The organism is Marivivens aquimaris (genome assembly GCF_015220045.1).
Lineage (GTDB): Bacteria > Pseudomonadota > Alphaproteobacteria > Rhodobacterales > Rhodobacteraceae > Marivivens > Marivivens aquimaris.
The window spans coordinates 2,193,527-2,216,851 of sequence record NZ_JADBGB010000001.1; the positions used below are offsets into that span (position 1 = coordinate 2,193,527).

Consider the following 23,325-nt stretch of genomic DNA (forward strand, 5'->3'; position numbering starts at 1 on the left):
CAGTAAACACTCCGCTAGGGCGTTGTAGGAATTGTTCTGGTCAATTAGCATCGCCCCGAGAAAACAGGGAAAAGACCATCATGAACCTGAAACAGGCGCTCCTTGGCAGTGTGGCGTTTCTGCTTGTCGGCCAGATGGCAGTGGCACAACAAGTCCAGACCAAACAATACGAAGACGGCGGGGTCTACGAAGGCCAGTTCGAAAACGGAAAGCAGAACGGGCAAGGCACTTACCGCCTGCCGAACGGCTATGAATATACCGGCGAATGGGTCAACGGCGAAATCCGCGGCGAGGGCACGGCGCGTTTTCCCAACGGTTCTGTCTATGTCGGTGAGTTCACCGCAGGAAAGCCCGACGGCAAAGGCAAGATCACCTTTGCCGATGGCGGCACCTACGAGGGCGACTGGCTCGAAGGCAACATCACCGGTATGGGCAAGGCGACCTATGCCAACGGCGTCGTCTATGAGGGTCAGTTCCGCAATGCCATGCACCACGGTGAAGGCACCATGACCAGCTCGGACGGGTATACCTACACCGGCACTTGGATGAACGGCGTTAAAGAGGGCGAAGGCATCATCACCTACCCCGACGGCACCGTCTATGAGGGCGAGCTGGCGCATGACGAACGCGACGGTTCGGGAATGCTGACGATGCCAGACGGCACGATCTACGAAGGCACTTGGGTCGACGGCCAGATCGAAGGCAACGGCAAGCTGGTCCAAGCCAACGGCGATATCTACGAAGGCACTCTTGTCGCGGGCAAACGCGACGGCATCGGCACTGTGACCTACGCCAACGGCGACGTGTATCAGGGCGGCTTTGACGCCGATCTGCGCCACGGTCAGGGCACGTTCCGCGGCGTCGACGGCTATATCTACATCGGCAACTGGGATCAGGGCGAGATTTCGGGCCGTGGTCAGGTCACCTACCCCGACGGCTCGGTCTACATTGGCCAGTTCGCGGCGGGCCTCGCCGATGGCACGGGCAAGATCACCTATCCCGACGGCTCGACCTACGACGGCCAGTGGACCCAAGGCGTCATCAACGGTACGGGCCGCGCGACCTACCCCAACGGTCTGGTTTACGAGGGCGAGTTCAAGAACGCCAAGAACCATGGTCAGGGCGTCATGACGGACTCGCACGGCTATTCGTATAACGGCGCGTGGGTTGACGGTCAGCGCGAAGGCGAAGGCAAAGCCACCTATGCCGACGGTTCGGTCTACGCAGGCACGTTCGTGGCAGGCCAGCGCGACGGCAAAGGCACGATCACCATTCCGGACAACCCCGCCACCGAAACCGACGAGACCTTCACCTACGAAGGCGAATGGAAAAACGGCGAGATTTCGGGCCAAGGCGTTGCGACCTACTCGAACGGTGACATCTACACCGGCACCTTCGTGGCTGGTCGCCGTCAGGGTGATGGCCGGATGCAATACGCCGACGGCGAGGTCGAACAGGGCGAATGGGAAGACAACGTGTTCGTCGACAGCGTCCTGCCCGTGACGCCCGAGGAAACCGAAACCGAGGAAGAGACCGCGAACTAAACGGTCTCCCCATCCTCCATCCGTTTCAGCCACGCATTGGCATCTGACAGGACCGTCTTGCGGCGGTCCTCGTCCATACGGTCCCACGTGCGGTACATATTGCCCATGCGCGGATTGTTTTCGAACCGCTGGCGGTGACGGTCGAGGAAATACCAGTAGAGCAGATTGAACGGGCAGGCATCCTCGCCCGTTTTTTCTTTGACCTTGTAGGCGCAACCCTTGCAGTAGTCGGACATGCGGTCGATGTAGGCCCCGCTGCTGACATAGGGCTTTGACGCGATGATCCCGCCGTCGGCGAACTGGCTCATGCCGATCGTGTTGGGCGCCTCGACCCACTCGAACGCATCGGCGTAGACCGACAGATACCATTCGTGGACCTGATGCGGGTCGATCCCCGCGATCAGGGCAAAATTCCCCGTGACCATCAGGCGCTGGATGTGGTGGGCGTAGGCTTCTTCCTTGGTCTGTTCGACCGCCTTGGAAATGCAGCGCATCTTCGTCTCGCCGCCCCAGTAGAACCACGGCAGATCGCGGTCGTGGCGCAGCGTGTTGTGGCTGGTGTAGTCGGGACCGTTCAGGAAATAGATACCCCTCATATACTCGCGCCAGCCGATGATCTGGCGGATGTAGCCTTCGGCGGAATTGAGCGGCACGTCACCGTTACGATACGCCTCCTCGACCCGCTTGCAGACCTCCAGCGCGTCCAGCAAGCCGATGTTGATGTACATCGAAATGATGGAGTGCCAGAGGAACCGCTCGTCCGCGAGCATGGCGTCCTGATAATCACCGAACTTCGGCAGCCCGCCCTTGAGCCAGTAGGTCAACTGCCGCCGCGCGCCCTCCTGATCGGTGGCATAGCGGAACGGACGAAGGTCGCCGAAGTTGTCGGGGAACTCCTTTTCGACGAGGGCCAGAACCTCTTCGGTAATTTCGTCAGGCGTGAATTCCATCGGGCCGTTGAAGTCGACATCATCCGGCGCCGCTTTGCGGTTGTCGTGGTCGTAGTTCCACTTGCCGCCCTCGGGATCGTCGCCGTCCATCAGAAGGCCCGTCTTGCGGCGCATCTCGCGATAGAAATACTCCATCCGCAGCGCCTTGCGCCCATCGGCCCATTCCTCGAACTCACGGTGCGAGGCAACAAAACGGTCATCGGGGAACTGGTGGATATCGAGCGGCGCATCCTCCAGCGCCGAAATCAGCCGCCATTCCCCAGGTTCGGTGGCGAGCACTTCGGACGCGCCGTATTCATCAGCGCGGCGCAGCAATTCACCGACGATGCTGCCGGAGTTCTCCTTGTCGTCGTAGCGCGTGTAGGCAACGGTGCGCCCGCCCTCCTCCAGCCGTTTCGCGAACTTGCGCATCGCGGCAAAGATCAAGGCGACCTTTTTGGGGTGATGTTTGACGTAGGACGCTTCGTCCCGCACTTCGGCCATGACGATGACATCGCCCTCGGCGGCCTCGCGCAGGGCCGACAGATCTTCGGTCAGCTGGTCCCCCAGCACGAGCACCAGCTTCACCACGGGATGGCCTTTCCTGCGTAGTCAAAGAACATCCCCGTCTGGTCCGGCGTCGCGCCCTCCAGAACTGCAGTCAGCTTCGCGGCAGCCTCCGCAGGGGTTAGCTTGTTCGCCTTGTAACCGGCGGTAAATTCCGTCTCGACCGTCCCCGGATGCAGCGCCAGAACCACCGAGCCTTTGTGCGTGCGTTTGAGTTCAATCGACGCCCCGCGAATAATCTGGTTCACAGCAGCTTTGGACGCACGATACGCGTGCCAACCGCCCAGCCCGTTGTCGCCAATTGACCCGACCCGCGCCGATAGCACTCCTACGCGTCCACCGCTCGCCAGCAATCGCGGCACATGACGCATCAACAGCGCAACGCCGATGGTGTTCACCGCCATCACATCCGCCATTTCCTGCGCGTCGATCTGCGATAGCGATTTCTCCGGCCCCTGCCCCGCGCTCAAAATGCCGACGGCGATCCAGATGACATCGAACGGCCCCGAAACACTGCCTAAGACCCGCTCAACAGATGCCGGATCGGTCACGTCCAAACCGTCGCCCGACCGCGACAGGCCGACAACCTCGCCGCCTGCTACCGCACAGAGCGCGGCACCGATACCGCCCGAAGCGCCTATGACTAGAATACGTTTCATAAATCCGAAGATAACCCGCAGCGCGCGCCGCTCCACCCTTCACTTTGACGAAAATACCTCGGGGGAGGCCGCCGCAGGCGGACGGGGGCAGAGCCCCTCTGATACCAAAGGCAAAAATCCCCCTTTCCCTCGGGTGAATCATAGGTATAGTCCCGCCCTATGACGCGCTTGGATCATATCATTGTTGCTGCCCGCACCTGCGGTGCCCTGCCCACGCGCGCCCTTCTACTCCTTAGCAGCCTCTGAGCGTGCCTGCCGGCGCGACCGCTCAGGGGTGTCCCAGCGCCGGGTAATGCTAAGGACAGACAAGGATTTATGACATGACCCAAGACCGCGTGTTGATTTTCGACACTACCCTCCGTGATGGCGAACAGTCGCCGGGGGCCACCATGACCCACGAAGAAAAGCTCGAGATTGCAGAGCTGCTCGACGATATGGGTGTCGACATCATCGAAGCCGGTTTCCCGATCGCTTCCGAAGGTGATTTCCGCGCCGTTTCCGAGATCGCCAAGCGGTCCAAGAACTCGACGATCTGCGGCCTCGCCCGTGCGAACTTCAAGGATATCGAGCGCTGCGCCGAAGCCGTGAAGCACGCCAAATCCGGCCGTATCCACACCTTCATCGGCACCTCGCCGCTGCACCGCGCCATTCCGAACCTCGACATGGACCAGATGGCCGAGCGCATCCACGAGACCGTGACCCATGCGCGTAACCTTTGCGACAACGTCCAGTGGTCGCCGATGGACGCCACCCGCACAGAGTGGGACTACCTCTGCCGCGTGATCGAGATCGCCATCAAAGCGGGCGCGACCACGATCAACATCCCCGATACCGTCGGCTACACCGCCCCGCGCGAGTCTGCCGACCTGATCCGCCGCCTGATCGAAACGGTTCCGGGCGCGGATGACGTTGTCTTTGCAACGCACTGCCACAACGACCTTGGCATGGCGACGGCGAACAGCCTCGCCGCTGTCGAAGCCGGTGCGCGCCAGATCGAATGCACCATCAACGGTCTGGGCGAACGTGCGGGTAACACCGCTCTCGAAGAAGTGGTCATGGCGCTGAAGGTCCGCAACGACATCATGCCGTTCCAGACCGGTATCGACACCACCAAGATCATGAACATCTCGCGCCGTGTTGCGACTGCGTCGGGCTTCCCCGTCCAGTTCAACAAGGCGATCGTCGGCAAGAATGCCTTTGCCCACGAGTCCGGCATCCACCAGGACGGCATGCTCAAGAACAAGGAAACGTTCGAGATCATGCGCCCCGAAGACGTGGGTCTGGCTGGCACGTCGCTGCCGCTTGGCAAGCACTCGGGCCGCGCTGCGCTGCGCGCCAAGCTGGAAAGCCTCGGCTACGAGCTGGCCGACAACCAGCTGAAGGACCTGTTCGTCCGCTTCAAGGACCTCGCCGACCGCAAAAAGGAAGTCTACGACGACGACCTGATCGCGCTGATCCGTCAGAACGACACCGTCGAAGACCACATCAAGCTGAAGTCGCTTCAGGTTGTTTGCGGCACCGAAGGTCCGCAGACTGCGGAAATGACGCTGGAGATCGACGGCGAAGAGAAGTCGGTCAAAGCAACCGGTGACGGCCCTGTCGACGCGACCTTCAACGCGATCAAGGAACTGTTCGCACATGGTGGCCGCCTGCAACTCTATCAGGTTCACGCTGTAACCGAAGGTACCGACGCGCAGGCCACCGTTTCGGTGCGCCTCGAAGAGGACGGCAAGATCGCGACCGGCCAGTCGGCAGACACTGACACCGTGGTTGCTTCGGCAAAGGCATATATCAATGCAATCAACCGCTTGATCGTCCGCCGCGAGAAATCGGCACCCGGTGAAGATACGAAGATCGTGAATTACAAAGATACGGTTTAATACGGATGGGGCGGCTTACGGGCCGCCCCTCTGCTTTTGAGACTGACCGGCAACCTAAACATGCCGCGCTGCCGTACGTTCTAGTGCAAAGAGTTTACGTTCAGCAGCGAAAGGCACTTTGCTATGCAAACGACATCCGAGACGGCCGCCCGTCCGTCGGCGGTCCCGCACCGTTTCTACACGACTAGCGACCTTCTGGATCTGGTCATTGCCCTGCGCGAGTATGATCCGAGCGCGGCGTCCCACACGCTGGTCGGTCTGCTGCGCCTTGCCAGCGAAGGCAAAGCCACCCCGTCCGAGCAGACCGCGCTGCGCATCGCCGGCCTCGCCGACCTTGAAGGTGGCCGCGACGTGGTCCTAAGCCAGATCGCACTCGATCTGCTCCACGATTTCTCGACCGGTGAGTACGAAGGCAAAGCCCGTCCGCGCCGCACCCGTCATATGGAAGAGGCCAAGCCGAGCGCAGGCATGGTCGAAGAAGAGAAGCCCAAGGCCGAAATCGAGCCTGTGGCGAAGCTCTGCATCGGTGGCACCAACTATATGATCGGCGAGATGTCCGACATCAACGTGCTGGTCTTCCGTCTGGACGCCGATAACACCGCCGAATGGGTGCAGCTGAAAAACAGTGTGGAAGAAGGCTGGTCGTCGGTTGCGGCCGAGATCATCTCTCTCACCCGCGATCCGGTGTTCGAATACATCCGTATGCATATGATCCATCGCCGCCACGTCAATGCGGGTCCGGACATCATGCTTTTCGACCTTTACGGCTACGAGTGGTTCCTCCGTATGAACGACGAAGGCTGCGCGGTGCGTATTGAGGGCATGGACTGGACACCGGTCGATGTCAGCGGATTCGATCCCGAAACCGAACTGGGCAAGATCGCTGTGACCGCGCTGATGGAAGCTGTACCGGACACCCGCGAAAGCTTTGCCGAAGATACCCAGAGCTGGGCCCGCCGTATCGCCGCTGGTGCGTCGATCATGCCGGCCTTCACTATCTGATAGGCGGAGGGGAGGGCTTAGTCCTCCCCTTCCATTTCCGCGATGAACTTGCGCAGGCGTTCGACCGCGGCTTTCTTGATCTGCGACACACGTCCTGTCGTTACGCCAAGCACCTTGGCGATTTCGTAGACGTTCAGTTCCTCGACATAATAGAGCTGTAGCAGCAGCGCCTCGCGTTCAGGCAACTGGCCCAATGCACGGCGGAGCATGGCCTTCATCTGCTGTTGTTGCAGATTATCCTCGACCGATTTGCTGTTGTCGGAGAACAGTTTGGACTGGTCAGTGTAAAGCTCGTCGAGCGATTTGACCTGTCCCGCAGCAAAGCGGGTTTCCCAGTCCTCGTATTCAGCGACGGGCAGCCCCATTTCGGCGGCCACTTCTTCCTTGGTCGGAGCCCGCATGAGCGCCTGTTCAAGCTTGGCCGTCGCAGCACGCGCCTTTTGTTGCATCAGGATCGTACTACGGCAGACGCTGGCGTTGTCCCGCAGGAAATCCACGATTGATCCGCGCACACGAATGGCGGCGTAAGAGGCGAACGACGCACCGGCTTTGGGCTGGTAGCGACGGCTGGCGTCGATCAGGCCCATATAGCCGACTTGCAGCAGGTCATCGATTTCCACCATGCGCCCGACGCGCCCGAACATGTGCCAGGCAATCTTGCGCACGATGTGCATATGGTCCGACACGAGCTTGTCGGGATCGACCTGCTGTTCGGCATATCCTTTCGTCAGCAGCATAACAGCTTCCTTTCACATTCAGTCAGCAGGTGAATTGCAAGTGTCATGCCCAACCCCTCGAAATCGGTGACAACCACCCCTCGGCAAGCTTGCGAATGTCATTTCGCTGCGGACGAGTGAGAGTATCGATCAAACCAGCCCCTGTTCCAAAGAAGGCAAGCGTACAGTTTGACGACGCGATTGCGCTGAGCTCCTCGGCGGTGAGGGCCCAATCATCGGTGCGGGTCAGACAAATACGCGGCGAAAGGGCCGCCCATTTTTCCGTCTGGCGCGCGATCATTCCCGGATGCAGACCGGCAGGCAGACACAGGATCACTTCGGCTCCACCGGCGATGGCCGCGACCTGTTCGGGGTCCATGCAATCGGGGATGTCGATGATCTGCGGCGCGTGGGCGTCGGCAGCGGAAAGTGTAGCGAGGAGCGTCGAGACGATCGGACGATCAATGTCGAGCCCCATGAGGCGGGACCAGCCCGCGAGGATATCACTGCCGAGCAGGCGTTCGCTGCGGGGTGCGATGATCCGCGGGCGCAGTCCGGCCCGTTCGGTCATCATCAACGCAGCCATACGTGCGGCGGTCAGCGATTTTCCGGCACCTTGCGGCCCCACGATAATGGTGCGAGCCGCCTGCCCTGCGGGTTGATCCGTCAGCAGACGCTGGCAGAGGTCGTTGAAGAAACCGTCCTCCTTGCCCTCGCCCTTACCCAGTTCGACCCAAAGCTCGGCGATGAAATTTGGCGTCAGCCCCGGCCAACCGCCCATGGGGGCGACGGGGCTTGCTTTGAACGCCGGTTGCTGCGGAGCTTCCACCCGTTCAGCCGTCACCACATGCTGCGGCTTTTCGGGCGTCACGGGGGGCTGGGTACGCGCGGCGAGAACCTCACCAAAGGTGCGGCCCTTGGTTTCAGGCTGGCGCGGCGGCGGAGGCGTTTTGGGTTTCGGCGCCTCGGTGGTCGCTCGCACCTCGACCTGCCCGTTCTTTTTCTTGGTCGAAATAATGTAGGCATCAAGGCCGAGGCGACGTTTCACCTCTTCCATAGCCAGAGCCGTATCGGATGCGCGGACAACAATCGTCGACATAGCTTACCTCACTGTTTCGGGCGCGGCAGAGTGGATTGACCGCCGATCACGGCGACCACTTCGACCTTGCGCATTTCGGGCAGTTCATTGATCCCGATGATGATGGCATCGGGCATGTGCGGGCGGATGAAGGCCGAGAAGGCGCGGCGCAGCACATTGGCGACAACCACGACCGAAGTCTTGCCTTCGCCTGCGGCCTTGTCCTGCGCTTCGGCCAGCGACGTGATGATCGTCTGGGCAAGGCCGCTGTCGATCACGAGGCCACCGTCGATATCGCCGGACTGGCGGGCGCGGATCAGAATCTGTTCCAGCTCTGGGTCCAGAGTGATGAGCGGCAGCGGCGAATTGATCGGACCTAGCTGCTGGAGCAGAAGCGGGGTCAGTTGCGGACGCATCGCCTCGGCCATGTCTTGGGCAGCGAGGTTGCGGCTCGACAGTTCGGCCAGACCTTCGAGAATGCGGCGCAGATCGCTGATCGGAATACGGCCCGACAGCAGGTGACGCAGCACGGCCGTCAGCGTGTGAAGCGGCACCAGTTTCGGGACAACGCTTTCCACAAGCGTCGGCGCGGTGTTGGCAAGGTTGTCGAGCAGCGCCTGCACATCGTCCGGACCGATAAGGTCGGCAGCGTGCGAGGAAATCGCCTGAGACATATGGGTGGCGATCACGGACTCGGGCTCGACGACCACATAATCGTCGGCCTCGGCCTCGGTGACCTGCTGCGGCAGAATCCAGATCGCGTCCATGCCGAAGGACGGGTCTTTGACCTCGATGCCGCGCAGTTTGCGGGTCGAGCTACCACCCGGCAGGGCCAGCTTGCGGTCGGGATACACGACGTCTTCGCCCACAATGCGGTGGCCGATGCGGATGCGGTACTGGTTGGGCGGCAGGCTGAGGTCGTCGCGGATGCGCACACCTGGAACAACGAAGCCCATCGCTTTGGACATTTCCTTGCGGATGCCGGTGATGCGGGACACGAGTGCGCCGTTTTCGCCGCCTGCCATCTGGATCAGGCCGTAACCGATCTGGAGCGAGATGGGCGCGTTGTCGGCCACGTCTTCGGGCACGATGCCTTCGCTCTCTTCGCCTTCGCCGCCAGCTGCGTCGCCTTGTTCGGGAGGCAGGACTTCACCGTCCTCGCCTTCGGCAAGATCGCGATTAAAGTAGGCCATCGCACCCGCACCGGCGGCAGCAATAATGAACAGCAGGTTCGGCATTCCCGGCACGATACCGAGCAGTGCCATAACGCCCGCCACAGGCACCCAAGCGCGGCGTAGGTTCATCTGCTTGCCGATCAGCTTGCCCATGTCGTGGCTGGAGGACACGCGGGTCACGATGACCGCGGTCGCGATGGACAGCAGCAGCGACGGGATCTGGGCGACGAGGCCGTCACCAATGGACAGAAGGATATAGGTCTGGGCCGCTTCGCCTGCCGAAAGGCTGTGCTGGATCGTTCCGATCAGGATGCCGCCAATCACGTTGATCGCGAGGATCAGGATACCGGCGATGGCATCGCCCTTCACAAATTTCGACGCACCGTCCATCGCACCGTAGAAATCTGCCTCAGCAGCAACGTCGGTACGACGACGTTTTGCCTCTTCGGGTGTCAAAAGTCCGGCATTCAGGTCGGCATCGATAGCCATCTGCTTGCCCGGCATCGCGTCGAGGGTGAAGCGTGCGGAGACTTCGGAAACGCGACCAGCACCCTTGGTAATGACGACGAGGTTGATAATCACGAGGATCGCGAACACCAGAAGACCGACAAGAAAGTTGCCCGCAATCACGAACTCGCCGAACGCTTGGATGACACGCCCCGCAGCGCCCGCACCGGTATGACCATCGGTCAGAACGATACGTGTCGAAGCGACGTTAAGCGCAAGGCGCAGGATCGTGGCGATCAGCAACACACTGGGAAAGCTGGAGAAATCGAGCGGGCGGTAGCTATGCAGCGCCACCATCAGCACCATCAGGGCGAGCACGATGTTCCCGACAAAGAAAGCATCCAGCAGCGTGACCGGCAGCGGCAGAACCATCATCGCCATCACAGCGAGGATGCCGACCGGAAGGGTCATGTCGCCAATACGGCCGATCATGGTGGGACGGGCTTCGGCGGCCATCAGTTCGTCCCCTGCTGCATTTTACCATTAAACATATTCATCAGTGCGTCGTTCCTGTGAGCGGCGTATCGGGGCTTGGCTTGCAAGAAGGATGCCACCGCAGGGTTGTGCGGCTTTCCCGACCCTCCCCGATTTCATGGCATGGCGTTTGCAGAGAACCGGCGAACCAAACCTCTGCCTATGGAGCACGCCTTGACCCGCTCGTTTCTGAAAATGCCCACGCTGATGGCCTCGCTTGGCCTGATGGGCGTGGCCGCTTGTACGGCCCCTATGTCCACGACCGTTCACCTGCCCGAAGACCCATCGGTCCGCGCAGCGACGGTCGCCCAGATCAAAGAAGACATCGACGCGATGGAAGGTGCCGGACATGGTGCGCCGGCGCGGACTGTTGCCAGCACCACCACCGTTTCGACGGGCGGTGGCGATATGGCGACGCCTGCACCCGTCGTCGTCGCAGAGCCCGCGATGATTACCGCCATCGGTTTCGCGCAGGTCTCCGGCCAGCCGGGCCGTACGCTGAATGAAAAGCGCCTTCTGGCGCTCCGCGCGGCCCGCGTCGATGCGATCCGCATTCTGACCGAGCAGGTGCACGGCATCTACGTTACCTCGACCACCACGGTTTCGCAGGCGCGTGTCGGCAACGACTCCATGTCGGCGATGGTCGAAGGCACCATTCGGGGCGCGCGCACCGTTCGCATCACGCCCAAAGGCACCGACGGTTACGAAGTCGAGCTGGCGCTTGATGCGTCGACCGTGGCTTACATCGTCAGCGCATTCCGGGGCGCACTGTGATCCGGCGGGCGCTGATCATCGTCGCTGCGCTGCTGTTTGCCACTACGGCGGCAGCGGAACGGACCGTCTGGGTCGAGGCCGAAGGCATCGGCTTTGTCAGCGCCCCCAATGACACCGACAGCGCCCGCCGCCGTGCGGTGGCGGATGCTTTGCTGAACGCAGCCCTGATGGGCGGCGCTTCGGTGCACGGCCATACGGTCGTCAACATGACCCGCGTGGAGCGTGACCTGACCATCGTTCAGGCGCTTGGCCGCGTGCTGCGTCACGAACAGATCAGCGCCGTGCTGAACGGCAATATGTGGCAGGTGCGGATCAAGGCACTGGTTGGAGACGAGGCGCAGACGATGTGCCGCGCGGCCAACCTGCTGCACGTTATTACCTACCGCCCCGAGGTTCGCGTATCCCCCAACGCGCCTGCATTTACTCAGGTCGTTGCGCAGGATGTGTTGCAGACGCTCTACGGCGTGCTCGACCGTCATCCGCAGACCGCGAGCCTGCGCATCACCGACCGCACCATGCCGCGCGGCCTTAGCGATATGCGTGCCCGCCGCGACTACACCGTGCTCACCCAAGGCGATGTGCGCCTGACAACGGGCGATTGGGGCTTCATCCCCGCGCTGGAGATTTACACCGTTGCCGATGGGCGCGGTCAGGCGATCGAGATGCGCCTGACACTCGACCTTGTCTCTTCAGATAATCAGGTCCATCGCCAGGAAATCATCCGCCGCACGAAGCTGCCCGGACCGACGCTGATCAGCGGGCTGGGTACGCTGACACAGAACACCCGCGCCCAGATGGTAGCGGAGCTGACGAGCGGCGTTGGCGCGGCCTTCGACGAACTTCTCGACATTCAAGCCTGCACTCCGCTGCAAGCGACCGTTACCATGTCCGGTAACGAACTCATCACCAACCTCGGCTCCCGTCAGGGTCTGAGCCGTGGTGCGATTGCCTTTACCATGGATCGCGGGAATAGCATCGAAATGCTGGAGATCGTGCAGATCACCGACCGCTACACCACGCTGCGCCCGATGGACCCGACCCGCCCTGCGAGCGCGTTTGTCGGCCGTCCGGTGCAGTTCGTGGAAACGGGGCTCTAAGATGCGCTGGCTCTGCGCCCTTGCCGTTATCGCCTCGCCCGCCTTTGCCGAAGGTGAGTATGCCGATGGCGTCAGCGGCATCGAAGCGGCAGAACTGGTCACGCTTGCGCTGACCGAGGCGGGCGTTTCGGGGGCCGAACCGACCGTGCCCGTTCGCCCGTTTCCGGCCTGCGATCATGCGCCGACGGTCAGCCCGAAATTTGATGGGTGGGAGACGGCGGAACTGCGCTGCGACAGCCCGTCGTGGTCCCGAAATATCCGCACCCGCGCGAGCGTTTCGCAGATGACGCCGCTCCGGCTCGAAATCACGAACAACGATGTTCCCGACGACCTCGGCCCGATGGTCGTGGCGCTGGCCCGCACAATGGGACGCGGCGAAATGGTGACGGCGGGCGATGTGCGTCTGCTGCCCCGCACCGCTCAAACGCCGCGCGATACTTTTAGCGAAATAGAACAAGTAGTTGGCCGCCGCCTGCGCTCCAGCATCGGTGAAGATCAATTTTTGCTCACAAGGCATCTTGATCCCGATTGGGCCGTCAGAGTCGGCACGCCAATTGCACTACAGATACAAGTTGGCCCGATTAATGTGATTGCCCCAGGCGAAGCACTACAAGACGGCCGCATTGGTGACGTTATAGAGCTTAGAAACATGTCTTCGGGCAAGATAGTTCGCGGCGTTGTAACCGGTGACAATATAGTGGCTTTACGGCCTAACATTATTTGACCAGCGGTCGTTACTAACGTCGAATGGAGGTCTGAAATGGTTGACTCAATCTCTCAATCCGGGGGCGCACAAATCAAGCGCACCGCCGATGACGCGGCCGCCCGCCTGCAAAAGGCGAAGGGCGGACCGACAGTGGGCCAGCCGGCTGCACCCGCGGCGCCGGCTGGAGAGAACGTGGAAATCAGCGCGCCAGTGGCGCAGCCGATGCCGGCCGAGCTGAAGTCGGGACCGCCCGTGGAAATGGAGCTGGTCACCCGCATACAGGAGGCGATTGCCAACGGCAGCTATCCTATCGATCTGGAAAAGATCACGGAGAGCCTGTTCCAAAGCTACCTCGAACTGAACAACTGACTACACCGGAGAGAACGGCATGACCTTGCCTGGCCCACAGACCCTCATGATCATCTCCGGCGGCGTTGCCCTCTTCGTGGTTTTGCTGACTGCAATTACCATCCGCCGTGTCCGCGCGAAGGCGGCTGCCGCCTCAGCAAAGGCGCAAGCCCGCGAGGAGCAGCTGATCGAACAGATTGACGTCCGCCTCGCCGCGTATGCAGGCCGCATCGAAGCGATGCAGGCACAGACAGCGGATCGCATCCACGACGATATCCGCGGCCTCCAGTCGGATATGGACTGGCTCGCCGGCGAGCGCATGATTGACGAAGCGATCAACATGGCCCGCACGGGTCAGCAAGCCAAAGACATCAGTGTGGAACTGGGACTTCCGCTCGATGCTGCCGAAGCCATCAGCCGCTTCCGCAAACACTAAGCAGACCACTCACGGGAACAGGAAAAGCCCCGCCGGTTTCGGCGGGGCTTTTTTTTGTGCTGTCGTTTTGTCAGTTGATAATGAGCCCGCAAGCCGGAGATCCGACGGGCGCAGCTGCACACCATTCGGCATATTTCTCGCGCAGCGCCAATTGCGCTTTGGTCTGGTCACGAGCGGACAGGCTTTCGAAGGTCGAGGCACGAACGGGCACAGCGCGCTCCATCCCCATGGCAACGGCCAGCGATTGCCAGACGTAGGTACTGACCATATCGGGGCGCGGCAGAAGCTCCGACTGGATGAGGGACATCTGGATCATGGCGCGGGCGTCGCCCTCGGCCACTTTGTCCGCAAGCTCGGCGGTCAGAACCTCGGCCAGCGCGGTGCGTTCGCCAGCAGTGATCGGAGCGGCAACGCGTGCGAGCAGAGCCTCGGCCTGCTGGACGCCGTTCAGTTTCGCGCGCCACGCCCAAGCGAAAGCGTCGCTCCAGCTTTGGGGGACACCCTCGCCCGCGTAGAACATCAGGGCGAGGTTGAACTGTGCGCGGCCATCACCAGAGCGGGCCAGATCACCGTAGATCGCCGCCGCTTCGGCAGCGCGGCCCGACGCGTAAGCATCAAGCGCCTCTTGCAGACCGGCACCTGCCATGGCGGGCGCGCTTAGGCTCATAACGACTGCGGTGGTGGCGAAAAACCGTTTCATCTTATTGCCCTGCCATCATCATCAGGCGCAGAGACATCAGACGGCGACGCTGGAGGCCCATGCGTTTGGTTTCATAGACAACGATCTGCGGGCGCGGAGTGCCTTCGGTCACGAAGTCGATCGAGATCGTGCGCGGCAGGTAGACGCCGTAAGCCGCGAGCGTTTCGACGGGGCTATGCGCAAACCGTTGGCGGAACTGATCGTCGATCCAGATGCGCGCGAGGGCGCGGCCCAGAATATCGGGAAGATACTTTTCGACTTCGCTCGCGTCATTGAGGTACGTCTCGTTCCGGACCAGATCGTAGTCGCGGGCGGCTTGCTCCGCTGCCTTTTCTTTCTTCCGAGCGTTCTGCGCAGCCACGCGCGCAGGAAGGTTCCGCGGCACGGGCACGAGCGATTTGTTCACTGGAATATTCATCGAAAAATCCGGTCGGGTGTAGGTGTCAGGAGGAATAACGGCGCAATCCCCGCCGATGTTAGGCGCAAAAGGATATTTTTTTGCGTTTTGACTATCCCATTGAATATGTGCGCATACCTGAGCGCGGGACCAACAGTTTTCCGATTTATGCCGTTATTGAGATAGAACCCAGATCTAACCAACGCGGACTGATGGACAGCAGCAAACTCCTAGGCTTTCTCGGCTTTGCCCTCATCATGGGGCCGTTCAGCTTCGGCATGGCGACGACACTCGCCCCTGCCGCGAAGCCCGAGCCGGTCGTGGTCGTTGCGCCGACGCCGTCCAAGCGGCCCGAGCCGATCTATGTGCCCTACGTGATGCCGCTCACGGTGACGCTGCCCAAATTCAATCGCAGTGTGTCGGTGAAGATCTCGTTCATGATGGACAGCGGAAGCCCCGCGATCGACGAGCTACAGGCACAGATGGACGCGTTCGACGGACGTGTGGATGCGGTACTGACCGGCGCGATAAACGAAGCCGAGGATGCGGTGAACGATATCGACCGCCTGAGGTCCGCTATTCCGCAGCTGATCCGTCACGCGATAAACGTCCAGCTGGGAACCGAAGAAGACCCCCAGCCGGTGCGGGAAGTGCTGCTGACCTCTTACGCGCACCAATAAACGGCACGCTTCTTGCTCCGGTTGGGTAACGCCAAACCGAGGAGCAAGACCATGCACCACCAGCCAAGCATTATTCCCGCCGAAAAGGCCGACCGTCCGCTGGCGAAGCAGGACGTTACCGAAGGCACGATGTATGTGGAGATCACTGTGAACGATGCGAAGGGCCGTCCGTCGACCCGCTACGTTCCGGTTGCCGAACTGGCTCAGCCTTTGCGCTGAGCCTTGTAGCGGCGATATTTGATGATGAAGCTGGGGATTCCGATCGCCGGCACCGCAAGACCGAATGCCATAGGTCCGGGAAGCCGGACCGCGGGCTCGTCACCTGCCCACGCGAAATAGGCCATCATAATCAGAAGGCCGCCCGCGAGGAGCAGGAACCCCCTGATGAAATTACAGATCCTGCAGGAGGTCATCGTTGTGACCCCGCCGTTTGCGCACGCCCGTAGGCGCTGTGCTTGCGTCCCTGAAGGCGGGACTGGCGCAGGGTGGCCTCGATGCGGGTGGAAGCATCACGCAGTGCTGAGCCGGTCTGTTTGAGGGTCGCGCGGACGAGCTGGTCGTCCTTATCTGATGCACACTGGACGAGCTGGTCGGACATGGCGCGAATACGATGGCTGAGGGATTGGACTTCAGCATGGTCGCCGTCGGTGGCGGCCGCCAGAAGAGTGTCGGTCAGGCCCGACAACAGCACCGCAAGCGCCGCAGGATTTTCGGCGTTGCGAGGTGCTACGCGCGGGGTCATTGGCTGTTGCTGCCGATCTGGTCCCACGCGGTCAGAATGCCGCCGATGTGTTCTGCGCAAGCGGCGAGGTTCACGCCTTCCTTGCGGGCGAACGCGTCCGCGACCTGCAAGCGGCAGTACTCGTAGACCTGGAACAGGTTGGTTGCGATGTCACCGCCTTGGTTGAAATCAAGGCTGCTTTGCAGGATGTAGATCGCAGTGAAAGCACGGTTCAGATGCTGGCTCGGAAACGGACGGCCAGCCTCTTGAGCGGTCGCCAGAATACGCAGGGACTTTTCAAGCTCACGAAGAGTTACGCCAATGATTTCATGGGGATCAGTGGGCTCGACCTGCTTCGCGGTCTCGATGCGTCGGTAGGACGACCGGGCGTTTTCGAATGTCATACGACACTCCTCCTGTTACCTGTGCTTTGCGACTGGCGCTTGCATACCTCAACGTCAGAAAGGCGATTTTGTTAAGCAAATGACGCCGTTCTTTCACGACGTCATTTGCAAAAATCATGCCGCTTCGGACGCGTCGGACAGCAGGGAATTTGTCGACAGAACCATGCCAACCTCACCGCCTGCCAGAAGGGCAATGCCATTGAGATTACGCATCTGGCGCAGGACTCCGCGCAGCGGACGGAGAAGAACAAGCTGCTGTCCGAGAAGGTCATCGACGGGGATCGCAAGGCGGCGTTCACCGACGCCGAGCACTACGAAGACACGGCGCTGACCGTTTTCGTCCTCTTCCTTCAGCGCCCGAACGGAGCTGTCGTTAAGGTGATGCACGGACACCATCGAGCCGTCCTCCATCCGCAGCATCACGCGGCCATTGGCGGCCGAGATCGGACGCAGCGCCTTGGGTTGCGGCTGGATGATGGTCTGGATCGTATCGACCGGAATGACATAGCGGATACCGCCGACGCCAACGACCATACCTTCGAGGACCACCATCGAAAGCGGCATCGAGATGTGGAACCGCAGGCCCTTGTTCCCCGGAAGAACGATCTTGCGCAGCTCTGCCGAGGTGGCTTTGAGCATCGGCGCCAGTTCGGCTTCGAGGTTGGTGGTGTCGGACGATTTTCCATCGTCGTCGATGGTCACCAGAACGCGTTCGTCGTCGCGCTGGAAGGCCATGTGGATCGCGTTCGGCGCAACGTCGTCGCCTGCGGACAGACGATCCGTTAGCATGGTGCGGAGCATCTTGCGCAGGTGCTCCATCAGGGTGACGTCGATCGACATCTCGCCGCCGGAGCTGGTCATGTTGGCCTGACCGCGGTTGCGGCGGGACAGCGTTTCCACGAGCGCTTCGAGCGGACGGATCAGAAGTTCGAGCGGTCGCGAACGGATCGCGACGGTCTGTTCCTGAAGGTGGGCAAGCTGACCGACGAGCTGGCTTTCGACCTGCACGGTTTCCTGCAGACGGGCCGAGAAATCGCCGACGATCTTGCGAACCATATCGCGGCTCTGCGCGGGGTTCTGGTCGGCGACACGGAGCGCGACTTCGATGCTTTCAGCAAGGCCGGTTTCGGCCAGATCAGAGAGCATGTGGTTGACCATCGCCTGGCTGGCAGCGACTTCGCTGATCGCTTCGAGCATTTCCGAGCTGAGGCCCGGCCCCTGCCCGATCGGTTGGTCGCCATCCTTGGAGGCGGGCCTATCCGCGCCGCCATCTTCTCCGCGCTGCTGGTCTTCGAGAGTATGCAGCAGTTCGAGATACTTGCCCGACGGGTCCATCTCGGTCAGCGCGGTGATGACCGACGCATTGTCCATCGGGGTCGAGACGAGGAAGTCGAACAGCGTTTCCGCATCACGGAACACCGTGACGTTGGTGATCGATTCAACGTTGTCGCCGCTGATCCATTCGAGGAAGCGTTCCGCAAGGGTCTCGTCGTTGTTGATGTCGGTGCGGATCACATAGAAATGGTGACCGGCCTCGATCGCCTTCGACGCGGCGCGTACGCTGTCGGGCGACAAAACGCGGTGGAATTCGTCGGGCAGCTGGAGGCGGCGTTCGATCGCGGTTGCGGTCAGGACACCTTCCTGGCTGAACGCGGCGGTCGATGCCTGTTCGAACAGGATATCGAGGTTCTGGGTGTCGGGGATCTCGCCCTGCTCCAGCGCGTCGAACACAAGCTCGATGGTGTCGATGAAACCACGCGCGATGTGCATGAGAATGCCGTCGAGCCCGATGCCCGAAGTCTGCACACGGCCGAAGAGGTCGATGAGCGACATCGCAAGCTGACCGGCAGTGCCAAGCTTGTGGTATTCGCAAGCGTGGAACACGAGGCGCATCTGGCGGGCAAATGCGCTGTACTGTTCGTCGACGTTCTCGCCCTTCTTGATGCCGTCGAGTGCGTGATCGACAGCCGACAGCGTGTCGAAGGCATGTTCGGCACACCAATGGCGCAGCAGTTCGGACGGGCTGACGGACGAAGCCGCAGCTTCCTCGGTCAGAACGCGCTCGACAGCGGCCAGTTCTTCGTAAAGACGCAGTTCGGCTGAACGGAACGCTTTGGCGCTGTTGACCTCGGTCAGGCGCTTTGCAGCGTCGGCAACACGGACGAGACCACGCTCGTCGGCCAGACCGACGACGAATTTCACTTCTTCGGAGTAAGAGCCGACTTCCGGTGCATCGCCGGTGGTCCAGTCGAGAGCGACCTTGGCCAGCTTGTGGAGAACATCCTTCAGACGGTCGAAGAAGGTCTCTTCGCCCTCTGCCGGAGCCGCAATGGGCTGCGGTTCGTCCGACAGGTCGAGGATGGTCAGTTCTTCGATCTTGAGAACCAGCGCGGCGATCTGTTCGATGCCGGTATCAGCGTCGGCTTCGGGTTGGTCCATGAACAGCTTGAGGACGTCGCACCAGTTGCTCAGGCCCATCTGGCCCGCAGCGTGGTGGAGGTCATCGGCCTGACGCTTGGCCAGTGCATAGGTGCCAGAGACGTCGCCTGCGTAGTCGCCCATGTACTGGCGGAACTTCGTCAGCGCGCCTTCGGCCATGCCGCGGAAAATGTCTTTGTAGGTCGGATCGTCGATCAGACGCTTCGGCGTGGACGGAGCGGCAGGCGCAGGTGCGGCTACGGCGGGTTCTTCGGCCGCGGGCTCTACGACGGGTGCTTCTGCGGCAGGTTCCGGTGCAGGGTCTTCAGCAACCACGGGGTCCGCGACGTCAGGCACGTCAGCGATGGTATCGTTCAGGTCGTCGGTCTGGGCGGCTTCGTCTTCGAAGAAGTCGTCGTCACCGAAATTGCTGTCCACATCACCCAGCGACGCCATCGCGTCCGAGATATCGGGCATCTTGGAAACAGGCGCGGCTGTTTCTTCGGGCTCTGCGACAGGCGCTTCTTCAACCACAGCTTCTTCAGCCGGAGCCTCAGCTGCAGGTTCTTCAGCGGCAGGCTCTTCGCCGATCGGTTCGTCCTCGCCCTTGCAGCGCGCAATCTTGCTCTTGAGCTGCTGCATCAGGTCTTCGGACGACGCGGGATCGACGTCCGAACGGCTGGCCGAGGTCTGTTCGAGCATATCGCGCAGAACGTCGGAGGCGAGCAGCAGGATGTCGATGATCTCTTCATCCAGCGGAACGCCGTCGTCGCGGACCAGACCGATGAGGTCTTCGGAGTAGTGCGCCCGGCTTTCTACAACCGCGAGCCCCAGGACGCGGCTATTACCTTTGAACGTATGGACAGCACGGAAGAGCGCACTGACGTGCTCGCCTGCTGTGGCTGCATCGCCGTCTTGGAGCGCGAGAAGTGCGGCTTCCATCTGGTCAAGGGATTGCGTCCCGTCGTCCAGATAGAGTGCCCAGATTTCGTCCATTTCGTCAGACATGACAGTCTCTCGTCAAAGGTTGCAGTAGAAAGTTCGGCGGGCGCACGCGCGCCCGATCAGGCTGTCGCGAATTGCGCGCGCATCACCCTTGCAAGTTCGTCGCCAGCCTTCTCTTCGAGGTCGTGCGAAACGGTACCAGAGGGCTTCGCCACGACGCCGTCGGCACCGAGTTCACGGGCTTTGGCAGCGTGTGCCGAGCCGGAAACGGCCACGGACGAGAGCATGACGATCTTGGCGCGGGTCTTGAGTTTTGCGTGACGCAGGAACTCGAGGCCGTCCATGACGGGCATTTCGATGTCGAGAAGGATCAGGTCGACGTTCGGCATGTCAGCCAGTTTGTCGAGTGCTTCCTGACCGTTACCGGCTTGGGCGATCACTTTGAAATCAGGCAGCGTCTTGATGAAGCTGGCAATGTAGAGACGCATCATCGCTGCGTCGTCGACGATCATTACGTTATGGGGCATTTACGTTCTCCTGTGGAAGATGACCGGCGGGATAGGAGGCCCGCCGACCGAGCTCGTTATTCGTTAGAAGTGTCCGAAACCGCGTTCGTCACGATCACTGTTGCGGTTGCCGCCGGTGCCGGTCTTTGCAGCCGGAGCCGGAGCCATGTTGGCGTTGCCCTGATTGGCGAGCATTGCCTGGATCTGGGCCATCATTTCCGGCGGAAGACCTTCGAGGCCCGCAGGGATGGCGGTCGACGTGTTCATGGCGCGCAGCGAGAAGCGTGCGATCTCGGAGCGGACATTTTCGGTTGCGGCCTGCATCTGGGCTGCCGAAGCGGCCAGTTCGTCCGCCTGCTGGCTGGTCGAGAGTGCCGACTTGGCGATCTCGCCCACTGCGACGTTGATTTGCGCCACACCGCGGGACTGTTCGTCCGAAGCGGTCGCGATGTCGCCGACCAGAGTGCGGACCTTTTCGATGTCATCCGCGATCGAGGTGAACGCGCTGGAAGTTTCGTCCGCGATGCGAACACCTTCCTGCACGCGGCTGGATGCGCTTTCGATCAGTTCGCTGGTTTCGCGGGCTGCCTTGGCGGAGCGGCCTGCGAGGTTGCGGACTTCCTGAGCGACGACTGCGAAACCGCGACCGTGCTGACCTGCGCGGGCTGCTTCAACAGCGGCGTTGAGCGCAAGCAGGTTGGTCTGGAACGCGATCTCGTCGATGACCTTGATGATCTTGGCGATGTCCTGGCTCGATGCGCGGATACCGTCCATTGCGTTGACCATCTCGCCGATCTTGACCTTGCCGTCCGACGCGACAACCGAAGCACCAACGACCAGATCGCGGGCCGAACCGGCTGCGGTGGCGTTGGATTTGACTTGGCTTTCGGTCTCTTCGGTCGAGGACGAAACCTCGTCTACCGAGGACGATTGGATCTGCGAGTTCGTCGCGAGCGCTTGGCTGGCGCGGCTCATCTGATCCACGGTCGAAACGATCTGGCCGACCTGCGTGTTGATGGTGTTGAAGGCGGAGTTCAGCGAACCGAACGACCCTTCGAAGGCACGCATGATCGAACCGTAGGCACCTTCGAAGCGGCGGGTATCGACATTCACGTCGAGGCGGCCCTGAACGATGCTGTTCGACAGGTTCTCGATCTCTTCGATGACGGCGCTGACGTGGTTGCTGATGCCGTCCAGTGTACCGAGAAGGGTGCGGAATTCGCCGCTGAAGCCTTCGGTGTTCGCCTGAACGTCGAGGTCACCGCGCAGGATGCTCTGACCCATGCGATCGGCTTCGCGCACGACACTGCGGAAGCGTTCACGAACGCTTTCCAGCGCTTCGTTGATGAAGGACTTTTCTCCGGGGAACTTCTCTAGGTCCGCATCAAAGTTGCCGTTCGCCAGTTCGGTCACGAAGCCGATTGCTTTCTTCTTCGTGTCAATGTGAGCGGTGACCATTTCGTTGACCGCATCGACAACGCGCGAGAATTCTTCGCCGAACTTCGTGCTGTCAGCAGAAACCGAGATGAAGCCTTCGGTGTGCTTGCGGGCCATCATTTCGAATTCGGCAGCAAGTGCTTTGCCTTCGTTCGCGTTGTTCACAACCGAGGTCTGGTCCTGCCATTCCACGAAGACACCGATGAGCTTGCCGTCGGCATTGAAGCGCGGCGTGCCCATGAATGCGTAGTGGTGACCACCGACGGACAGACCGCCGTGATAGGTCTCTTTCAGACCGCCAATCATGCGGCGCTGGTGAGCGGGGTTCTTGTGGAAGTCATCGACACAAGTGCCCACGAGTTTGTCGGCCGAGAAGTTCGGCAGATCCTTGCGGATGTCTTGTTCGACGTCTTTAAACAGCTTGGTCGCGGACGAGTTCACATAGCGGATGACCATGTTTTCGTCGGCGATGGTGACCGGCGTACCGATAAGGTCGAGCAGGTTCTGCGCCGACATGTCGCCGATGATGTTATCCAGTTCAGGAGTCATAGTCGGAGATTTCTCAGTCATTTCATCATTCCTAGGGGCGGGCTCGGGAGCAGGCTGCTTGGGGGAAGCCTTCGCCGTGCGAGTGATCTTGGAGGGGCTACTGCTGCTCTTTTTTTCAGTTTCGTCCGTCATGGTGCCTCGTCAGAGCATTTCTGCTGGCAACGAGATGTCGCTGTCCGAAACGAGGACCTGTACATCCAAGAGGATCGATACGCGCTCTCCGATCTTGCCGATGCCGGAGATGACCGAACGCCCGCCTTTTCCGAACTGGCCGTGTGCATCGACCTGGCTCGGCGGGATTTCGAGTACTTCGCTCACGCCGTCGACGATGAGGCCGATCAGGGCGTCAGCAACATCCATGACGATCACAACAGTGCGGTCATCGTAGGGACGTTCTTCCATGCCGAAACGCAGGCGTGCGTCCATCAGCGGAATGACTTTGCCGCGCAGGTTGATCACGCCCTTCACGTAGTGGGGCATGTCCGGCACGGACATGATGCGTTGCATACCGACGATCTCGGTCACAACGCCGATGCCGACGCCGTATTCTTCGTCCGCCAGCGCGAACGTGAGGTACATATCATCGACGTTATCTGCATCCGCGAATGCGGCGTCTCCCCGCGCGGCGGCCGCGTTCAGGGCATCTTCGGTGAGTTGAGCTGCTTCGGTCATAGCG

The 23,325-nt window shown here is 61.1% G+C and carries 24 protein-coding genes; 10 read left to right on the plus strand and 14 right to left on the minus strand.

The window, feature by feature from the left end; all coding sequences use genetic code 11:
- Positions 1–80 precede the first annotated feature (80 nt).
- Positions 81–1,544: an MORN repeat-containing protein gene (locus IF204_RS10880; RefSeq protein WP_194096930.1), complete on the plus strand. Its 1,464-nt coding sequence runs from the start codon at positions 81–83 to the stop codon at positions 1,542–1,544.
- Here the strand turns inward: IF204_RS10880 and IF204_RS10885 are convergent.
- Both IF204_RS10885 and IF204_RS10890 read right to left on the minus strand, forming a co-directional pair.
- Positions 1,541–3,064, minus strand: a complete 1,524-nt coding sequence (locus tag IF204_RS10885; RefSeq protein WP_194096932.1) for a cryptochrome/photolyase family protein — start codon at positions 3,062–3,064, stop codon at positions 1,541–1,543. The two genes, IF204_RS10880 and IF204_RS10885, sit on opposite strands and share 4 nt — an antisense overlap.
- Positions 3,058–3,699, minus strand: a complete 642-nt coding sequence (locus IF204_RS10890; protein WP_194096934.1) for an SDR family NAD(P)-dependent oxidoreductase — start codon at positions 3,697–3,699, stop codon at positions 3,058–3,060. Before IF204_RS10890 ends, IF204_RS10885 begins: the two co-directional genes overlap by 7 nt.
- Before the next feature lie 320 nt (positions 3,700–4,019).
- Between IF204_RS10890 and IF204_RS10895 the strand changes: the two genes are divergently transcribed.
- Positions 4,020–5,579 carry a 2-isopropylmalate synthase gene (locus IF204_RS10895; RefSeq protein WP_194096936.1) on the plus strand — a complete coding sequence of 520 codons (1,560 nt, stop codon included), beginning with the start codon at positions 4,020–4,022 and terminating at the stop codon, positions 5,577–5,579.
- A 123-nt stretch (positions 5,580–5,702) separates the two neighbouring features.
- Positions 5,703–6,581 (plus strand): hypothetical protein, encoded by an 879-nt coding sequence (locus tag IF204_RS10900; RefSeq protein ID WP_194096938.1) that lies wholly within the window; start codon positions 5,703–5,705, stop codon positions 6,579–6,581.
- Positions 6,582–6,598: 17 nt separating this feature from the next.
- On the opposite strand, the gene IF204_RS10905 is transcribed toward IF204_RS10900, so the two are convergent.
- The 3 genes from IF204_RS10905 to flhA are packed head-to-tail and all read right to left on the minus strand — an operon-like array spanning position 6,599 to position 10,516.
- Positions 6,599–7,318 carry a sigma-70 family RNA polymerase sigma factor gene (locus IF204_RS10905; RefSeq protein WP_194096940.1) on the minus strand — a complete coding sequence of 240 codons (720 nt, stop codon included), beginning with the start codon at positions 7,316–7,318 and terminating at the stop codon, positions 6,599–6,601.
- Between the two features lie 43 nt (positions 7,319–7,361).
- Positions 7,362–8,396: a P-loop NTPase family protein gene (locus IF204_RS10910; RefSeq protein ID WP_194096943.1), complete on the minus strand. Its 1,035-nt coding sequence runs from the start codon at positions 8,394–8,396 to the stop codon at positions 7,362–7,364.
- 8 nt (positions 8,397–8,404) lie between these two features.
- Entirely contained in the window at positions 8,405–10,516 is a 2,112-nt protein-coding gene (flhA, locus tag IF204_RS10915) for a flagellar biosynthesis protein FlhA (protein ID WP_407658941.1), read from the minus strand.
- A gap of 189 nt (positions 10,517–10,705) precedes the next feature.
- Between flhA and IF204_RS10920 the strand changes: the two genes are divergently transcribed.
- The 5 genes from IF204_RS10920 to IF204_RS10940 are packed head-to-tail and all read left to right on the plus strand — an operon-like array spanning position 10,706 to position 13,892.
- Positions 10,706–11,305, plus strand: coding sequence for an LPP20 family lipoprotein (locus IF204_RS10920; RefSeq protein WP_194096947.1), 600 nt, complete (start codon positions 10,706–10,708; stop codon positions 11,303–11,305).
- Entirely contained in the window at positions 11,302–12,402 is a 1,101-nt protein-coding gene (locus IF204_RS10925) for a hypothetical protein (RefSeq protein ID WP_194096949.1), read from the plus strand. Before IF204_RS10920 ends, IF204_RS10925 begins: the two co-directional genes overlap by 4 nt.
- A 1-nt stretch (position 12,403) precedes the next feature.
- Positions 12,404–13,126, plus strand: coding sequence for a flagellar basal body P-ring formation chaperone FlgA (gene flgA, locus IF204_RS10930; RefSeq protein ID WP_194096951.1), 723 nt, complete (start codon positions 12,404–12,406; stop codon positions 13,124–13,126).
- Between the two features lie 36 nt (positions 13,127–13,162).
- On the plus strand, positions 13,163–13,477 hold the full coding sequence (gene flgM / locus IF204_RS10935) for a flagellar biosynthesis anti-sigma factor FlgM (RefSeq protein ID WP_167635802.1): 315 nt from the start codon (positions 13,163–13,165) through the stop codon (positions 13,475–13,477).
- A 19-nt stretch (positions 13,478–13,496) separates the two neighbouring features.
- A complete protein-coding gene (locus tag IF204_RS10940; protein ID WP_194096953.1) occupies positions 13,497–13,892 on the plus strand; it encodes a hypothetical protein in 396 nt (131 codons plus the stop codon).
- 70 nt (positions 13,893–13,962) lie between these two features.
- On the opposite strand, the gene IF204_RS10945 is transcribed toward IF204_RS10940, so the two are convergent.
- Together IF204_RS10945 and IF204_RS10950 are read right to left on the minus strand one after the other, a co-directional pair.
- Positions 13,963–14,592, minus strand: coding sequence for an SEL1-like repeat protein (locus IF204_RS10945; RefSeq protein ID WP_194096955.1), 630 nt, complete (start codon positions 14,590–14,592; stop codon positions 13,963–13,965).
- 1 nt (position 14,593) lies between these two features.
- Positions 14,594–15,010, minus strand: a complete 417-nt coding sequence (locus IF204_RS10950) for a hypothetical protein (protein WP_167635799.1) — start codon at positions 15,008–15,010, stop codon at positions 14,594–14,596.
- 191 nt (positions 15,011–15,201) lie between these two features.
- Between IF204_RS10950 and IF204_RS10955 the strand changes: the two genes are divergently transcribed.
- Positions 15,202–15,669 carry a hypothetical protein gene (locus tag IF204_RS10955; RefSeq protein ID WP_194096957.1) on the plus strand — a complete coding sequence of 156 codons (468 nt, stop codon included), beginning with the start codon at positions 15,202–15,204 and terminating at the stop codon, positions 15,667–15,669.
- Positions 15,670–15,720: 51 nt separating this feature from the next.
- The gene (locus IF204_RS10960; RefSeq protein ID WP_194096959.1) at positions 15,721–15,888 is read left to right on the plus strand and encodes a hypothetical protein; all 168 of its coding nucleotides are present in this window, start codon (positions 15,721–15,723) and stop codon (positions 15,886–15,888) included.
- Here IF204_RS10960 and IF204_RS10965 read toward each other — a convergent pair.
- The 7 genes from IF204_RS10965 to IF204_RS10995 form a co-directional block, all read right to left on the minus strand.
- The gene (locus IF204_RS10965) at positions 15,873–16,082 is read right to left on the minus strand and encodes a hypothetical protein (RefSeq protein WP_194096961.1); all 210 of its coding nucleotides are present in this window, start codon (positions 16,080–16,082) and stop codon (positions 15,873–15,875) included. The two genes, IF204_RS10960 and IF204_RS10965, sit on opposite strands and share 16 nt — an antisense overlap.
- A complete protein-coding gene (locus IF204_RS10970) occupies positions 16,079–16,411 on the minus strand; it encodes a hypothetical protein (RefSeq protein WP_194096963.1) in 333 nt (110 codons plus the stop codon). Before IF204_RS10970 ends, IF204_RS10965 begins: the two co-directional genes overlap by 4 nt.
- Positions 16,408–16,794 (minus strand): flagellar export chaperone FliS, encoded by a 387-nt coding sequence (locus IF204_RS10975; protein WP_194096965.1) that lies wholly within the window; start codon positions 16,792–16,794, stop codon positions 16,408–16,410. Before IF204_RS10975 ends, IF204_RS10970 begins: the two co-directional genes overlap by 4 nt.
- 114 nt (positions 16,795–16,908) lie before the next feature.
- Entirely contained in the window at positions 16,909–20,220 is a 3,312-nt protein-coding gene (locus IF204_RS10980) for an Hpt domain-containing protein (protein ID WP_194096967.1), read from the minus strand.
- A 56-nt stretch (positions 20,221–20,276) separates the two neighbouring features.
- On the minus strand, positions 20,277–20,684 hold the full coding sequence (locus tag IF204_RS10985; protein WP_167635793.1) for a response regulator: 408 nt from the start codon (positions 20,682–20,684) through the stop codon (positions 20,277–20,279).
- Between the two features lie 63 nt (positions 20,685–20,747).
- Positions 20,748–22,670: a methyl-accepting chemotaxis protein gene (locus IF204_RS10990; RefSeq protein WP_228069159.1), complete on the minus strand. Its 1,923-nt coding sequence runs from the start codon at positions 22,668–22,670 to the stop codon at positions 20,748–20,750.
- A gap of 120 nt (positions 22,671–22,790) precedes the next feature.
- Entirely contained in the window at positions 22,791–23,321 is a 531-nt protein-coding gene (locus IF204_RS10995; protein ID WP_194096969.1) for a chemotaxis protein CheW, read from the minus strand.
- Positions 23,322–23,325 lie beyond the last annotated feature (4 nt).

Excerpts from the sequence above, each read along its gene's own strand:
- IF204_RS10880 (WP_194096930.1), top strand. The coding sequence starts at position 81 with ATGAACCTGAAACAGGCGCTCCTTGGCAGTGTGGCGTTTCTGCTTGTC.
- IF204_RS10890 (WP_194096934.1), bottom strand. The coding sequence starts at position 3,699 with ATGAAACGTATTCTAGTCATAGGCGCTTCGGGCGGTATCGGTGCCGCG.
- IF204_RS10895 (WP_194096936.1), top strand. The coding sequence starts at position 4,020 with ATGACCCAAGACCGCGTGTTGATTTTCGACACTACCCTCCGTGATGGC.
- IF204_RS10900 (WP_194096938.1), top strand. The coding sequence starts at position 5,703 with ATGCAAACGACATCCGAGACGGCCGCCCGTCCGTCGGCGGTCCCGCAC.
- IF204_RS10905 (WP_194096940.1), bottom strand. The coding sequence starts at position 7,318 with ATGCTGCTGACGAAAGGATATGCCGAACAGCAGGTCGATCCCGACAAG.
- IF204_RS10910 (WP_194096943.1), bottom strand. The coding sequence starts at position 8,396 with ATGTCGACGATTGTTGTCCGCGCATCCGATACGGCTCTGGCTATGGAA.
- flgA (WP_194096951.1), top strand. The coding sequence starts at position 12,404 with ATGCGCTGGCTCTGCGCCCTTGCCGTTATCGCCTCGCCCGCCTTTGCC.
- flgM (WP_167635802.1), top strand. The coding sequence starts at position 13,163 with ATGGTTGACTCAATCTCTCAATCCGGGGGCGCACAAATCAAGCGCACC.
- IF204_RS10940 (WP_194096953.1), top strand. The coding sequence starts at position 13,497 with ATGACCTTGCCTGGCCCACAGACCCTCATGATCATCTCCGGCGGCGTT.
- IF204_RS10945 (WP_194096955.1), bottom strand. The coding sequence starts at position 14,592 with ATGAAACGGTTTTTCGCCACCACCGCAGTCGTTATGAGCCTAAGCGCG.
- IF204_RS10950 (WP_167635799.1), bottom strand. The coding sequence starts at position 15,010 with ATGAATATTCCAGTGAACAAATCGCTCGTGCCCGTGCCGCGGAACCTT.
- IF204_RS10955 (WP_194096957.1), top strand. The coding sequence starts at position 15,202 with ATGGACAGCAGCAAACTCCTAGGCTTTCTCGGCTTTGCCCTCATCATG.
- IF204_RS10960 (WP_194096959.1), top strand. The coding sequence starts at position 15,721 with ATGCACCACCAGCCAAGCATTATTCCCGCCGAAAAGGCCGACCGTCCG.
- IF204_RS10965 (WP_194096961.1), bottom strand. The coding sequence starts at position 16,082 with ATGACCTCCTGCAGGATCTGTAATTTCATCAGGGGGTTCCTGCTCCTC.
- IF204_RS10970 (WP_194096963.1), bottom strand. The coding sequence starts at position 16,411 with ATGACCCCGCGCGTAGCACCTCGCAACGCCGAAAATCCTGCGGCGCTT.
- IF204_RS10975 (WP_194096965.1), bottom strand. The coding sequence starts at position 16,794 with ATGACATTCGAAAACGCCCGGTCGTCCTACCGACGCATCGAGACCGCG.
- IF204_RS10980 (WP_194096967.1), bottom strand. The coding sequence starts at position 20,220 with ATGTCTGACGAAATGGACGAAATCTGGGCACTCTATCTGGACGACGGG.
- IF204_RS10985 (WP_167635793.1), bottom strand. The coding sequence starts at position 20,684 with ATGCCCCATAACGTAATGATCGTCGACGACGCAGCGATGATGCGTCTC.
- IF204_RS10990 (WP_228069159.1), bottom strand. The coding sequence starts at position 22,670 with ATGACTGAGAAATCTCCGACTATGACTCCTGAACTGGATAACATCATC.
- IF204_RS10995 (WP_194096969.1), bottom strand. The coding sequence starts at position 23,321 with ATGACCGAAGCAGCTCAACTCACCGAAGATGCCCTGAACGCGGCCGCC.